At 64.0% G+C, this 14,394-nt stretch carries 13 protein-coding genes; 4 read left to right on the top strand and 9 right to left on the bottom strand.

Translation table 11 applies throughout. The annotated features are described in order from the left end of the window. Window position 1: 1 nt before the first annotated feature. The 9 genes from XH93_RS12515 to XH93_RS12475 all read right to left on the bottom strand — a co-directional run bounded on the left by XH93_RS12515 (window position 2) and on the right by XH93_RS12475 (window position 9,162). Window positions 2-901, bottom strand: a complete 900-nt coding sequence (locus XH93_RS12515; protein WP_244622568.1) for an ABC transporter permease subunit — start codon at window positions 899-901, stop codon at window positions 2-4. Window positions 902-1,056: 155 nt separating this feature from the next. Further along, window positions 1,057-2,385 (bottom strand): extracellular solute-binding protein, encoded by a 1,329-nt coding sequence (locus tag XH93_RS12510; protein WP_194473726.1) that lies wholly within the window; start codon window positions 2,383-2,385, stop codon window positions 1,057-1,059. 370 nt (window positions 2,386-2,755) lie between these two features. Continuing rightward, window positions 2,756-3,604 (bottom strand): urease accessory protein UreD, encoded by an 849-nt coding sequence (locus XH93_RS12505; protein WP_194473725.1) that lies wholly within the window; start codon window positions 3,602-3,604, stop codon window positions 2,756-2,758. Beyond that, complete coding sequence (gene ureG / locus XH93_RS12500) at window positions 3,570-4,223, bottom strand: urease accessory protein UreG (RefSeq protein WP_194473724.1); 654 nt, start codon at window positions 4,221-4,223, stop codon at window positions 3,570-3,572. Before ureG ends, XH93_RS12505 begins: the two co-directional genes overlap by 35 nt. Window positions 4,224-4,227: 4 nt before the next feature. Then, complete coding sequence (ureC, locus tag XH93_RS12495) at window positions 4,228-5,937, bottom strand: urease subunit alpha (protein ID WP_139860706.1); 1,710 nt, start codon at window positions 5,935-5,937, stop codon at window positions 4,228-4,230. A 32-nt stretch (window positions 5,938-5,969) separates the two neighbouring features. Next, the gene (locus XH93_RS12490) at window positions 5,970-6,665 is read right to left on the bottom strand and encodes an urease subunit gamma (protein ID WP_139860709.1); all 696 of its coding nucleotides are present in this window, start codon (window positions 6,663-6,665) and stop codon (window positions 5,970-5,972) included. Between the two features lie 11 nt (window positions 6,666-6,676). Beyond that, the gene (locus XH93_RS12485) at window positions 6,677-7,348 is read right to left on the bottom strand and encodes an urease accessory protein UreF (protein WP_139487330.1); all 672 of its coding nucleotides are present in this window, start codon (window positions 7,346-7,348) and stop codon (window positions 6,677-6,679) included. A 2-nt stretch (window positions 7,349-7,350) separates the two neighbouring features. After that, window positions 7,351-7,875 carry an urease accessory protein UreE gene (gene ureE / locus XH93_RS12480; protein WP_194475124.1) on the bottom strand — a complete coding sequence of 175 codons (525 nt, stop codon included), beginning with the start codon at window positions 7,873-7,875 and terminating at the stop codon, window positions 7,351-7,353. Between the two features lie 348 nt (window positions 7,876-8,223). Further along, entirely contained in the window at window positions 8,224-9,162 is a 939-nt protein-coding gene (locus tag XH93_RS12475; protein WP_175607158.1) for a GlxA family transcriptional regulator, read from the bottom strand. Between the two features lie 106 nt (window positions 9,163-9,268). Here XH93_RS12475 and XH93_RS12470 point away from each other — a divergent pair, with 106 nt between their 5' ends. Genes XH93_RS12470 through XH93_RS12455 form a run of 4 tightly spaced genes read left to right on the top strand, consistent with a single transcriptional unit; the run spans window position 9,269 to window position 14,383 of the window. Further along, window positions 9,269-10,519 carry a sarcosine oxidase subunit beta family protein gene (locus XH93_RS12470; RefSeq protein WP_194473723.1) on the top strand — a complete coding sequence of 417 codons (1,251 nt, stop codon included), beginning with the start codon at window positions 9,269-9,271 and terminating at the stop codon, window positions 10,517-10,519. A gap of 21 nt (window positions 10,520-10,540) precedes the next feature. Next, entirely contained in the window at window positions 10,541-10,795 is a 255-nt protein-coding gene (locus XH93_RS12465) for a sarcosine oxidase subunit delta (protein WP_194473722.1), read from the top strand. Window positions 10,796-10,797: 2 nt separating this feature from the next. Beyond that, the gene (locus XH93_RS12460) at window positions 10,798-13,782 is read left to right on the top strand and encodes a sarcosine oxidase subunit alpha family protein (protein WP_194473721.1); all 2,985 of its coding nucleotides are present in this window, start codon (window positions 10,798-10,800) and stop codon (window positions 13,780-13,782) included. Beyond that, complete coding sequence (locus tag XH93_RS12455) at window positions 13,775-14,383, top strand: sarcosine oxidase subunit gamma (RefSeq protein WP_194473720.1); 609 nt, start codon at window positions 13,775-13,777, stop codon at window positions 14,381-14,383. Before XH93_RS12460 ends, XH93_RS12455 begins: the two co-directional genes overlap by 8 nt. Window positions 14,384-14,394: the final 11 nt, after the last annotated feature.

Genomic DNA, 14,394 nt, shown 5'->3' with positions numbered 1-14,394 from the left:
CTCAAACTCCGTAATTGACCTTGCGGTCGAAATAGCGGAACTGCAGCAGCGTGCAGAGCAGCGCGAAGCTCATCAACAGCACCGACTGTGCGGCGGAGGAGCCGAGGTCGAGATTGACGAAACCGTCGACATAGACCTTGTAGACAAGAATGTTGGTGGCGCCGGCGGGTCCTCCCCTGGTGACGGCGTCGATGATCGCAAACGTCTCGAAGAAGCCGTAGATGAAATTCATCACGGCGAGGAAGAACACGGTCGGCCCCAGCATCGGCAGGCCGATCGAGACGAAGCGCCGGATCGGGCCGGCACCGTCGACCGCCGCCGCCTCCATCAGCGAGACCGGCACGGCGAGCAAGCCCACCACCAGGAAAATGTAATCGTAGCAGATATGCTTCCACGAGGCGGTCAGCACCACTAGAATCAGCGCGTGGTTCGGATTGAGGTTCGGATCCCAGCCAATTCCGAGCGCGTGCAGCATCTGGGCAAGCGGCCCGACCGCCGGGTTGAACAGAAAGGCCCAGAGAATGCCGGCGATCGCGGGCGCAATCGCATAGGGCAGGAGAATGATGGTGCGGTAGACCGAACGGCCGCGGACGATGTGGTCGGTGGCGAAGGCGAGCACCAGGGCGACCAGCAATGTCAGCACGTTCTGTCCGACCGTGAACTGCAACGTCACCCACATCGACTGGCGGTACTCGCCATTGGCGAACAACGCCTTGAAATTGTCGAGCCAGACGAACTGGACCGTCGTGCCAAAGGGATCGGACAGCAGCACCGACTGCGTCAGCGCCCGCAGCGAGGGGATGAAGAAGAAGAACAGCAGAATCAGAAATTGCGGCAGCAGCAGCAAGGTCGGCAGGCCCGGCCCCTCGCCGAAATTCGCCCGCTTCAGGCCCGCCTCCAGTGCCGGCCGCGCCCTCTTCCGCGACGACGCAACGGCCCGGCCGCCATCGGCCGCCGCGCCGCGCGAGACCTGCCCGGCAGGCAATGCAGCGGAACGCGATTGCGCGGACCCAGCCACGTCACGCCACGTCGCTGACGAACGCGCGGTCATGGCCGTTAGCGATCGCCGTCGAGGTTTTTCCCGGCATTGAGCTTCTCGAACTGCCGGAGGATCTCGTTGCCACGCTTGACCGCGTCATCCATAGCTTGCTGCGGCTGTTTCTGGCCCGCAAAGACCGCCTCCACCTCCTGGCGCTGCGCCAGCATGGTTTGCACGAAATTTCCGAAGCGGAAGCCGCGCGAATTTTCGTTCGGAGTCCCGCGCGACAATTGTAGCACGGCGATCTCCCGGGTCGGGTGATCCTTGTAATAGCCTCGCTCGCGCGCAAGCTCGTAAGCGCGATTGGTCGCCGGAACGTAGCCGGTGGCGCCGTGCCACCACACCTGGGTTTCCGGTTGGGCGATGAAGTTGAGGAAGGCCGCCACAGCCTCGTAGCGCTCCGGCGTGTGGCCTTTCATCACCCAGATCGCGCCGCCGCCGATCGTGCTGTTGAGCGGCGGATCGATGTCGCTTTCATGCGGCAGGAACGTGGCGCTCCAGTTGATGGTGGCGTTGCGCTCGATATTGCCGTGCGAGGCAGTCGAGTTGACGAAGGTCGAGCAGCGGCCCGAGGTGAACAACTGCTCCGGACTGAATCCCTGACCGGCAATCTGCATGATGCCGTCATCGAGCCATTTCTTCAGCCGCGCCACCTGCGAGACCACCTTGGTCTTGTTGTAGACGAACTCGGTGCCGAGACCGTCAAACCCGTTGGCCAGCGTGCCATAGGGTTGATTGTTGATGGCGCTGTAGTTCTCCAGCAGGCTCCAGTAAAAGTCGCCGGGCAGCACGGTGCCGCATTCGCTGATTCCCTTGGCCTTGATGGCGTAGAGCTGCTTTTCCAGTTCCTGCCAGGTGTCGGCCGGCTTGTCGAAGCCCGCTTTCTGGAAGTGATCCTTGTTGTACCAGAGGATCGGCGTCGATGAGTTGAACGGCAGCGCCGACATCCGCCCCTTGTAGCTCCAGAAGCTCGCAACAGGCTTGATGAAATCGGCGAAGTCGATCTTGTAGCCCTGCTTTTCCAGGAGATCCTGCACCGGCACCACGGCATCCGACAGCAGCATGGTCATGTAGCCGCGCTCGGCGATCTGCACCATCTCCGGCGGCCGTTTGGCGCGGTAGGCGGCGATGACCCCGTTGGTCACCTCGTCGTAATTGCCCTTGGCCACGGCAACGACGGTGTACTTGTCCTGGGACTTGTTGAATTTCTCGACGACCTCATTGAGCCGATCGCCCAGCACGCCGCTCATCGCGTGCCACCATTGCACCTCGATTCGCGCGGCCTTCGCCGGGGACACCAGCGCCAAAACCGTGAACAAAGCCGCCAAGAATGCTGCTCTCTTCATGGAAGGTCCTCCCTGTCAAAGCCCGGTTAGCTGGCCTGCTGGCCAGTTCGAGCATTTGTATTCTTACAATGACATATGTGTCGGCGTGATGAAAGGGGGCAGATTTGTTCCAGCGCGAGGGGCTAGCCAGAACCGGCCGTGTTCCGGGATGAGTCCGGTGTCACCCTTCAGGCAGTTCTGCCGCTCCAACGATCCGCCCGGCGCGCCAAGACGATCCGGAGCGGTCTCTTGCAAGGCGTCACGACGGCAAACGAACGAACAGGGGGAGGCGCTGTTTTCTCATCGGCGGGCATCCTAACTCGGAACGTTGTTCTCGACAGCAAACACCAGGCTTGACCTCGATCTATTTTTGGGGCCACCGCGATCCTTGTCACTTCCTCCGTCGCGCGGCTTCTATGCCCAGCGCCGCGCGGGCGGCGACTTGAAACACAGCTTCGATTCCGCGCGTCAGGACTCCGCCGTCGGGCGCAAGCATGCGCACCACAAGCCCGGCCTGGTTCGGTGCCTCCGATGCGCCCGCAAGACAGCCGCATTCGTCCGCAGCCTGGGTCAACGACAAGATGCCGGGCAGCTTGTCTCGTGGTGCCACGAGCAAGGCGCTTGCGGCTGCCGCCATGGTCCCCAACGCGCCGTTTCGCAGTTGCCCGCCCGCGAGACGCCCGCGATCCAGCAGCAGGAGTCTGCCGTCCGGCCGCATCACGCGCTGTTGGGTGACATATTCGGCAAAGCCATGTCCCGAGCATCGCGGATCGTGCACCGCGAGGCCATCGACCAGCACCAGCACGGCATCCTCCCCAACCACGGCGGTGGCGTCGAGCGCAAGGTTTGCGCCGGGAAACAGCACATAGGGGTCGCTTGATATGGCGCAGAACGCCCGCGGGCCCACACGGATGCGCAACTGCTGCATCGAGCGGCCCCCTCGTCCGTGATGTACGACGGTAGCGGCCTGTGTCGTGAGATGGAGCGCCGCTTCCGTGCCGACGTCGACATCCAGCGTCAAACGGTCGCCTGCATAGAGCCCGCCGGATGCCGATTGGATGTAGAGCGTCAGGACATCGGGCCGCGCAGCGTCGAGGTAGAAGCCCCGCGTCACATGCAGCGGATAACCGACATGCTGGCGGCGCAGGATAGTCCGGCCGCCGGCCCGCTCCGCCACAACATGAGCCTCCGCAGCGCGGCCGGTATCAAACGCGGAAGAGGACAGAGGCAGAGATTGCATCCGCGACCTCCTCGATTCCAAACCCGCCACGCACATTAGTCGGAATCACGGCGCGACCGCTGCGTACCGCTCTTGCCTCTTCCAGCATACGATCAATATTGACGCCGACATACGGCGCCAGATCGACCTTGTTGACGACGAGAAGGTCGCAGCGCAACAGGCCAGGCCCCTTCTTCCGCGGGATGTCGTCTCCTCCGGCCACGTCGATGACGAAGATCCACCAGTCGACCAGATCGAGCGAGAAGGTCGAGGCAAGATTATCGCCGCCCGATTCGAACAAGATCAGCTCAATACCGGGGAAGCGGGCTTCAAGATCATCGCCGGCAGCGATATTCAGGGTCGGGTCTTCACGAATCACGGTGTGCGGGCAAGCACCGGCCTCGACCGCGGTCACGCGCGCGGGATCGATCAATCCGGAGCGCCGCAGCCGCTCGGCATCCTCCTTGGTGACGAGATCGTTGGTGACGACGGCGAAATCGATGCCGCGCTGTTGCAGCACGGGGATCAACGCCTCGATCAGCGCGGTCTTGCCGGAGCCGACCGGGCCACCGATGCCGACGCGCGCAGCACCCGGGCCGGAACGGCCTGCCTGTAAATTGAAGGCGGCCTGAACACGCATCACCTCACCTCAACATGTAGCGTCGCGCCAAGGGCAACTCGCGCGCCGGTTCACAGGTCGCTAGCACGCCATCGACGAAGACCTCGAAGGTTTCAGGATCGACAGACACGTTGGGACAGGCGTCATTCCAGAGCATGTCGCGCTTGCTGAGCTTGCGCGTGTTGCCGACCGGCAGCAGCTGCTTCGAAAGTCCAAGTGCTCCTCCGAGATCGCGCTCAAGCGCCAGCGGGTGCACGAAGCAGGCGGACAGGGCGGCGGGCGCACGACCGAATGCGCCCCATTGCGGCCGCATCAGCATGGGCTCGCAGGTCATCAGCGACGCCGCGCTGTCGCCCATGGCGCCCCATGCGATGAACCCGCCCTTGATGACAAGCTCCGGCTTGATGCCGAAGAATGCAGGACGCCACACCACAATGTCGGCGAGCTTGCCGGCCTCCAGCGAGCCCACGTGGTCGGAAATGCCGAAGGTCCTTGCAGCATTGATGGTGTATTTGGCGATATAGCGGCGGATCCGGGCATTGTCGCCAAAACCCAGCCGTTCCTCGGGCAACGGGCCCCGCTGATCCTTCATCTTGGAAGCAAGCTGCCACGTCCGGCAGATCACCTCGTGGATACGGCCCATGCCCTGGCTGTCAGAACCCAGCATCGAGATCGCACCGATGTCATGCAACACGTCTTCGGCAGCAATGGTCTGCGCCCTGATCCTGCTCTCGGCGAAGGCGACATCCTCGGGAATGGACGGATTGAGGTGATGACAGACCATGGTCATGTCGAGATGTTCGTCGAACGTGTTGACCGTGTAGGGGTTGGTCGGATTGGTGGATGACGGCAGACAGTGCATCTCCCCGGCGACGCGAATAATATCGGGTGCGTGGCCACCGCCCGCACCTTCCGTGTGATACATGTGAATGGTGCGGCCGCCGATCGCTTCGAGCGTGTTCTCGACAAAGCCGGATTCATTAAGCGTATCGGTGTGGATCTGCACCTGAAAGTCGTAATCGTCGGCGACGCGCAGGCACGTATCGATCGCCGCCGGCATCGAACCCCAGTCCTCATGCAGCTTGAGACCCATGACGCCGGTCTCGAGCTGCTCCACCATCGGCGGCGCACGATGCGAATTGCCGCGGCCGAGAAAGCCGAAATTCATCGGCCAGGCTTCGGCTGCCTGCAGCATCTTCCCGGTGTTGAATGGACCCGAGGAGTCGATGCCGACGGTAATGGGGCCAAGTGATCCCCCGATCATCGTCGTGATGCCGCTGGCAAGCGCGTGCTCGACGAGGCCGGCGCTGTCGAAATGGACGTGAACGTCGATTGCACCGGGAGTCGCGATCAGCCCCTCGCAATCGCGGACGGTCGTGCCGGTCGAGACGATCAGATACGGATCGACGCCGTCCATGATGGCCGGATTGCCAGCCTTGCCGATACCCACGATTCGTCCGTTGCGGATACCGAGGTCTCCCTTCACGATGCCGATGACGGGATCGATGACGGTGACGTTGCACAGCAGGAAATCGAGCGCCCCCTCGGCGCTGGTGATGCCGGCCATGCCGATCCCGTCGCGCAGCGTCTTGCCGCCGCCATGCAGGCATTCGTCGCCATAGACGGCATGATCCTTCTCGACCACGGCGAAAAGTGAGGTGTCGCCGAGACGCACGGAATCGCCGGTAGTCGGTCCATAGAGGGCGGCGTAGTCCCGCCGGTCGATCCTGGTCACGTGAGTCCCCTCAATTTATTGGTGTTTGCCAACTACGCCCCGCGAAAATCGCGCGACCTGGCGCGCGCCAAAGCTGCATCGCGCACAGCCGGATCTCCGCCCTGGCCGTTGGTCAAGTTGTTAAGACCGGTGAGTTCCTTCTGCCCACCAAATTCCACCAGCGAGATTTCCTTGGATCCGCCGGGCTCGAACCGCACCGCCGTCCCGGCCGGAATGTCGAGGCGCATGTTGAACGCGGCGGAGCGGTCGAATTCGAGCGCCTTGTTGACCTCGAAGAAATGGAAATGCGAGCCGATCTGGATCGGCCGATCGCCGGTATTGACCGCGGTCAACGTGACCTTGCGCCGGCCGGCATTGAGCTCGATCGAGCCGTCCAGTGCCTGCACCTTGCCGGGATGCTCGGGATCGGCTTCAGCACCCGGCGCAGGACGAATCGGCTCGTGGACGGTCACAAGCTTGGTTCCGTCCGGAAAGACGCACTCGACCTGAATGATGTCCATCATCGAGGCGATGCCAGGCAGCACGTCTGCCGTGGTCAGAATCGTCGAGCCGAACCCGATCAAATCGGCCACCGAGCGGCCATCCCGCGCGCCTTCGAGTATCTCGTCGGTGATGATAGCTACCGCCTCCGGATAGTTGAGCTTCAGGCCACGCTCGCGGCGGCGCCGCGCCAGCCCGGCGGCGCTGAAGATCGTCAGTCGTTCAAGCTCGGTTGGGGTCAATAACATGCCGCATCACCTCAATTGGCAAACAGTCTGAGATCGGCCTGCTCGTGCCGCGCGGACGCGACGTCGAGGAACGGGAGAAAGCTTTCCATCTCGGCATCGATCGCCACCGGCTGCACCACGAACTGCTGGATCAGCGGCAGGCAATCTCGCAGGATCGTCTGCCCTTGCAGCACGCCGATTGCGCCGAGACGTATGGCGGCGGTGATGAGGCCGGAGACCGCCGCGTAGCCGCTGGTCAGCTGGACGAGTTCCTCGTCGAGCCCGACCGTAGACCAGACCGCTCCCTGCATGACGGCGATGTGACCGAGACATTCGCCGCGACGCACGGCGTCTCGCAGACTAACCGCAGACTCATTGCCGAGCCGCGCGTGCGTGGCGAGAAACGAGGCGCCGTTGCGCCGCGACCCCCGACGCAAGGCACTGAACAGCGTCGACGCCTCGACCTCGCGATCTATGCCGGCGATTGTCGCAAGGTCCGCGCCGGCCCGAAACGCGCGCACGAGCGCGATACGGTCAAACGTCGCCCAACGATGCCGGATGATTGCGTGCATCAGCTGCGCAAACTCTGCCTGCTGCATTCCCTCCCGCAGCGCGATCGCGCCCTCCAGTCCGTAGGAGAATGCGAACGATCCGCTGGGAAAGGCTCCGTCAGCCTGCCACATTGCGCGAAGCGTCGACAGCATGGCTAGTGGCCGTGACCAGGAGGGCGGGAGTGGGGGTGCCCGTGCTCCGCGAAAGGCGCAGCTTCATGATCGACGGCTTGCTCAATCACGCCGGCCCCGACGCGGCCGGACTCGATGAGGCCCTCGAGCCTGGCAAGGTAGTCTTCCGGACGTCCTTCGAGGGCCACCAGCAGAACCTCTCCCTCGAAGCGAACGCGCCAGTGGAGATTGCCCGCCTGGTAGCCGAGCTCAATCGCGTCGCTCAACGAGCGCGGCTCCAGCCGCAGCCAGCGCTCCGTGGCCGCCCGCACCACGATCGCCCGCTCTTTCTCCAGCAGAAGAACCGCGCCATCGAACAGTTTTTGATGCCGGGGCAGCGCGATAGCGAGTTCTTCGCCGCCGCTCGTGGTGATCAGCAGCCGACGTCGTGCCAAATCGACTACCGGGATGGTCACGATGTCGACCGCCCCCCGATGCTCGAGCCTGTGCAGTTGCTCGGAGAGTTCGGGCTCCACCCGGCTTCCCAATACGCACTCGATACGCAGCATCAACGTTGTTCTCCGAAGATTGCCCACTTCGCCATGATGGAGAGCGGTGAGTCTGATCGGATGCAGGGAAAGAGCATCGAACGCCTCTCCTTGTGCCAAGATCGTGCCAACGCACGCATCGCCGTTCAAGCCAACGCGCCAGCTACCCGAATTGTCATCCGAGACAGCCGTATTCAAGGCGCCGCGCTCGGTCCTTCAGCAGCAACGTTCAAAAGTCCAATCGATACGGATGGTCGTTGCGGCTCCGCGATTGCACAATGGAGCGGCAGCTCTGCCAGATATTTCGGCGGCAACATGGGCGCGAACCGTAGCAAATGCGATCTCGGGCTCAGAATGAACTCCACGCCATCATTCGACGAGACGCTCCTGGCGCGGAGAAAGTCCAAATTGCCCCCGGTACGCCCGTGAAAAATTTGCCGGCGTTCCGTAGCCGGTAGCCGCCGCGATTTCACCGATCGGCATCGACGTCTGTCTCAGCAGCAGCCGGGCGCGCTCAAGTCGCATTTGCGCATAGCGCCGCGTGATCGTCGTGCGCAGATATTTGGCGAACAGCCGCTCGAGCTGCCGCACCGAAACTCCGGCGTGCCGCGCCAGCCGACGAGGGGTCAGCGGGGCCTCGACGTTTCCCTCCATCCGGGACAGCGCGACGACCAGCTTTGGATGATGGACGCCGAAGCGCTCGGTGGGGGAAAGACGTTGCGCCACTTCGCCGCGGCGGACTTCGGTCTGCAGGAACCAGTCGCTGACAGCGGCCGCCACTCGCGCGCCGTGATCGATACGGATCAGCGCGTGCATCATGTCCAATGCCGCGATACCGCCCGCGCAGGTAAACCGGTCGCGATCGATCTCGAACAACGCCTGGCTGAGATGCAGGAAGGGGAATGTTTCGGTGAATGCCGGGATGTGCTCCCAGTGAAGCGTACATCGGTAGCCGTCCAGCACGCCTGCTCGGGCAAGCAGGAAGGGACCAGCCGACACTCCCCCCAACCGCACACCATGCCGGACAACCTTGCGCAGGAACGCCATCGTGCCCGGATGACGGAAACTTTGCGGATTTCCGCCGGCGCATACGATGATCGTATCCATCCGCCCGATGTCGGCGATACTCGCGTCCGCCTGAATCCGCACGCCATTGGAAGCGACGATCTCTTGTCCCTCAATCGAAATGTGGCGCCAACGATACAGGACCCGTCCGGTCAGAACGTTGGCCGCACGAAGCGGTTCGATCGCGGACGCGTAGGACATCAGCGGAAAGCCCGGGATGAGCAGGAAGCCGACCCGGCTCATCCGAGGTGTGTCGCTTTGAGATAAGTTTACGTCGTTTTTTGCCATGCTGCTACGTACTTATCAGTACATGCTCCCGCTCACAAGCTGGTCTCCGGTTTTGCGGCTCATGCGATACTCTTTCCTCACCCTTGCCCGCGCGGCGCTGCGCGGCCATCGCGACTGGCAGCCTGCATGGCGCGATGCCGAGCCGCGGCCGAGCTATGACATCGTCGTCGTCGGCGGCGGCGGCCACGGTCTCGCAACAGCCTATTATCTTGCAAAGAAGCACGGCCTGCGGAACGTCGCGGTGCTGGAAAGGGGCTGGATCGGCTCCGGCAACGCCGGACGCAACACCACCATCATCCGCTCCAACTACCTGCTTCCCGGAAACGAGCCGTTCTACGAATGGTCGATGAAGCTATGGGAGGGGCTTGAGCAGGAGCTCAACTACAACGCCATGGTGAGTCAGCGCGGCGTGCTCAACGTGTTTCATTCCGATGCACAACGCGATGCCTTCGCGCGCCGCGGCAACGCCATGCGGCTGGCCGGAGCGGACGCCGAGCTGATCGACACGGACGCCGTTCGCCGCATTCTGCCATTCGCCGATTTCGACAATGCCCGCTTTCCGATCAAGGGCGGCTTGCTGCAGCGTCGCGGCGGCACTGCCCGTCACGACGCCGTGGTGTGGGGTTACGCACGCGGTGCGAGCGATCTCGGTGTCGACATCGTGCAGAATTGCGAGGTTACCGGCTTCCTGCGTGAAGGCGATCGTGTGATCGCCGTCGAGACCACGCGTGGCACCATTCATGCCGGAAAGGTCGGACTGGCGGTCGCCGGCAGCAGCTCCAGGGTCGCGAAGTTGCTTGGTCTCAGGCTGCCGATCGAGAGCCATCTGATACAGGCCTTCGTGTCCGAGGCCGTCAAGCCGCTGATCCCCTGTGTCGTCACCTTCGGCGCCGGCCACTTCTACATCAGCCAGTCCGACAAGGGCGGCCTGGTGTTCGGCGGAGACATCGACGGCTACAACTCCTATGCGCAGCGCGGCAACCTGCCCGTCGTCGAGGACGTCTGCGAAGGCGGCATGGCATTGATGCCGATCATCGGACGCGTCCGCATCCTTCGTAATTGGGCCGGCCTGCTCGACATGTCGATGGACGGCTCGCCGATCATCGACCGCACGCCGCTCGACGGGCTCTATCTGAATTCGGGCTGGTGCTATGGCGGCTTCAAGGCGACGCCGGCTTCGGGCTGGTGCTTCGCGCACCTGCTCGCGCGCGACGAACATCATGAGGTCGCGTCCGACTACCGGTTGGACCGTTTCGAAACTGGCCATCTCATCGACGAAAAGGGCCAGGGCGCCCAACCCAACCTCCATTGAGATTGCGACGAGTGTCCCGAAATGCGTATCCGATGTCCTTATTGCGGTGAGCGCGACCTCAGCGAGTATATCTATCACGGCGACACTGCAGCGCGCCCCGATCCCGCGGCGCCCGACGCGCAGCGGCGATTCTATGAGGTGGTGTATCTCCGAGACAATCCCGCCGGCCCGCATGAGGAACTCTGGTACCACGCCAATGGCTGCCGGGGCTGGCTGCGCGTGCGGCGCGACACGCGGACGCACGAGATTCTCGATACCGCATTCGCGGGCTCCTGATCATGGTCAATCCCGCTGGACCACACAGGCTTGCAACCGGCGGACAGATCGATCGCACAACGCGCCTGCGATTCTTCTTTGATGGGGTGTCGTATTCAGGCTTCCCCGGCGACACCCTTGCCGCGGCGCTGCTCGCGAACGGAGTCAGGCTGGTCGGCCGCTCGTTCAAATATCACCGGCCGCGCGGCATCCTGACCGCCGGCTCGGAAGAGCCCAACGCACTCGTCGAACTGCGGCGCAATGCGCGACGCGAGCCGAACACGCGCGCCACCACGATCGAACTGTTCGATGGGCTCGAGGCGCGCAGCCAAAACCGCTGGCCGTCGCTGAAGGTTGATGTCGGCGCACTCAGCTCGGTGCTCTCACCCCTGTTTGTCGCAGGCTTCTACTACAAGACCTTCATGTGGCCGGCTTCCTTCTGGGAGAAGGTCTATGAGCCAGCGATCCGCCGTGCGGCGGGTCTCGGACGCGCCAGCGGCGAAGCCGACCCCGACGGCTACGAGAAGACACACGCCTTCTGCGACCTTCTCGTCGTCGGAAGTGGAGCCGCGGGTCTCGCGGCAGCCCTGGCAGCCGGCCGGGCCGGCGCGCGCGTCATTCTCTGCGAGGAAGACTTCGTGTTTGGCGGACGGCTCAATGCCGATACATGCGAGGTCGATTCCCTTGCCGGGGCGACCTGGGCCGAGCAGGCCGTCGCCGAGCTGCAGGCCTTGTCAAACGTCCGCATGCTGCTCCGGACCACCGTGTTTGGTGTCTACGATGGCGGCACCTACGGCGCAGTCGAGCGGGTGTCCGATCATCTGCTGGTGCCCGCACCGCACCAGCCGCGTCAGCGGCTTTGGAAGATCGTCGCCAGGCGCAGCGTGCTAGCCGCCGGCGCGATCGAGCGGCCGATCGTGTTCGGCGGCAACGACCGTCCCGGTGTCATGTTGGCGTCCGCCGTGCGGACCTATCTGAACCGGTTCGCGGTTGCGCCCGGCCGTCGTGCAGCCGTGTTCGCGAGTTGCGACGATGCGTGGTCCACCGCATTCGACCTGGCGCGACACCGGATTGAGGTCGCGGCCATTCTCGACGCACGGCCGCAGGTCGATCGGGCTCTCGCGGACCGTGCGAAAGAGTTGGGAATCGCGGTGATCGCAGGCGCGCAGGTCATCGATACGCGCGGCGGCCACGAGCTGAAGACCATCGTATTCCGGAACGGCAGCAATCGCACCGGCGAGCTGGAGGTGGACTTGCTGGCCGTCTCCGGTGGGTGGAATGCGAATCTGGCGCTGGCGACCCATCTGGGGAACCGTCCGGAATGGTCCGACAAGGTCGCAAGTTTCATTCCCGGCAAGGCGCCGCCTGGTATGGCGGTGGTCGGCGCCGCCGCCGGCCACTTCACACTGTCGAGCGCCCTGCGTGATGGCATCATGGCCGGAACGCAAGCGGCAGAAACCATGGGCTTCGCCGCAAAGGCGATGGCTGTTCCACAAGCCCGTGAGGAGTTCGACGGTGTCACGCCGCTCTGGCATGTCGCCGCCTCGCGTTCGAAGTCGTTCGTCGATTTTCAGAACGACGTCACCAGCGACGACGTCGCGCTCGCCGCGCGCGAAGGCTTCAGGTCCGTCGAGCTGCTCAAGCGTTACACCACGCTCGGCATGGCGACCGACCAGGGCAAGACCTCGAACCTGAACGGCCACGCCATGATGGCCGAGCTGACCGGCAAAGCCATCAGCGATGTCGGCACCACCATGTTGCGTCCGCCCTATACGCCGGTCGCAATCGCGGCGTTTGCCGGCCACCATCGCGGCAAAGAGTTTCGGCCGACCCGCCTGACGGCCGGACACGGCTGGGCCAACGAAAGCGGCGCCACCTTCGTCGAGGCCGGACAATGGCTGCGCGCGCAATGGTTCGCGCAACCCGGCGAGACGGACTGGCTGGCGACGGTGAGCCGTGAGGTGCGCGAGACACGCGAGCGGGTCGGTGTCTGCGACGTCTCGACGCTCGGCAAGATCGACGTCCAGGGCAGCGACGCCGGGGTATTTCTCGACCGCGTCTATGCCAACACGTTCTCGACGCTGCCGGTCGGCAAGGTGCGCTACGGCCTGATGTTGCGCGAAGACGGCATCGTGATGGATGACGGCACCAGCGCGCGATTTGCGCCCGATCACTACATGATGTCGACCACGACGGCGAACGCCAGCAAGGTCATGCAGCATCTCGAGCACTCCCGCCAGGTGCTGTGGCCGGAGCTCGACGTTCAGCTCGCGTCGGTCACGGAGCAGTGGTCGCAATATTCGATCGCCGGCCCACGCTCACGCAATCTCCTGGCACGCCTGCTCTGCGGCGCCTACGACGTGTCGGACGCGACGCTGCCCTATCTGGGTTGCGCCGAGTTCACCTGGCGCGGCGTATCGGCACGCATTTATCGCGTCTCGTTTTCCGGAGAGCTCGCCTACGAGCTCGCCGTGCCGGCGACGTTCGGCGACGCGGCGATCCGGGCAATCATGGATGCCGGAGCCGGATACGGCGCGGTCCCCTACGGCACCGAAGCGCTCGGCGTCATGCGCATCGAGAAGGGACATGTCGCCGGCAACGAGCTCAACGGCACAACCACCGCAGCGGATCTCGGCCTCGGCCGCATGATGTCGCCGAAGAAGGACTTCATTGGACGGGTTCTGGCACAGCGCCCCGGCTTGACCGCCGCCGACCGGCCGGCCCTGGTCGGCATCAGACCCGTCGATCGCGGCGAACGGCTCCGCGCCGGCGCGCACTTCCTCGCGCCGGGTGCCGCGGCGACCATGAAGCACGACGAAGGATACGTCACCTCCGTCGCCTTCTCTCCGATGCTCGGGCACTGGATCGGGCTCGGCTTGCTCAAGCATGGCCCCTCCCGCTACGGCCAGCATGTGCGCGCCTATGATCCGGTCCGGAACGGCGACACCCTGGTCGAGGTGGTGCCGCCGGTCTTCCTCGACCCCGAAGGAAAAAATCTCCATGGCTGAGCTGTCGCCGACATCCGCTTTGTCTTCAGTCCCGCGCGGCGCGCCAGGCGGCGGGGTGACGATCATGGAGCGTCGCGGTCTCGCGCTCATGACCATGCAGGCCCGCCGGGGACAGGAGCACGCCCTGCGCTCGCGCATTGCGCAGTCCTGCCAGGCGGATCTGCCCGAGCGCCCCGCCTTCGTGACAGGTCGCGACATCGCATTCGTCGGCCTCGGCCCGCAAACCTGGTTCGTCATGAGCGAGGCCGACACGCCGGCTTTCCATGCCTCTTTCAGGTCGCTGGTAGGCGGGACAGCGTCGATATCGGATCAGAGCGGCGGTTACGCGGTGTTTCGGGTCGGCGGCAGGGCGATCAGGGAGGCCCTCGCCAAGGGATTCCCGATCGATCTCGACGGACGCGCATTCAACAGCGGCGACGCCGCCACCACGATCGTGTCCCATATCGGCGCCACGATCTGGCGACGCGAGGACGCGCCTGACGGGAGTGCCTGCTTCGAGATCAGCCTGTTCCGCAGCCTCGCGCACAGCTTTTGGCACTGGTTCTCCGAAAGCGCCGCCGAATACGGTTTGACCTGGCAGGATCCGCCAGCCGATCTGTGAAATCCTTCAAC

Origin of the sequence: Bradyrhizobium sp. CCBAU 51753, from assembly GCF_015291565.1 — a bacterium.
Taxonomy (GTDB): Bacteria; Pseudomonadota; Alphaproteobacteria; order Rhizobiales; family Xanthobacteraceae; genus Bradyrhizobium; species Bradyrhizobium ivorense.
Note: the sequence above shows the minus strand (reverse complement) of the source record. Positions and strands in the feature narration are given on the sequence as shown.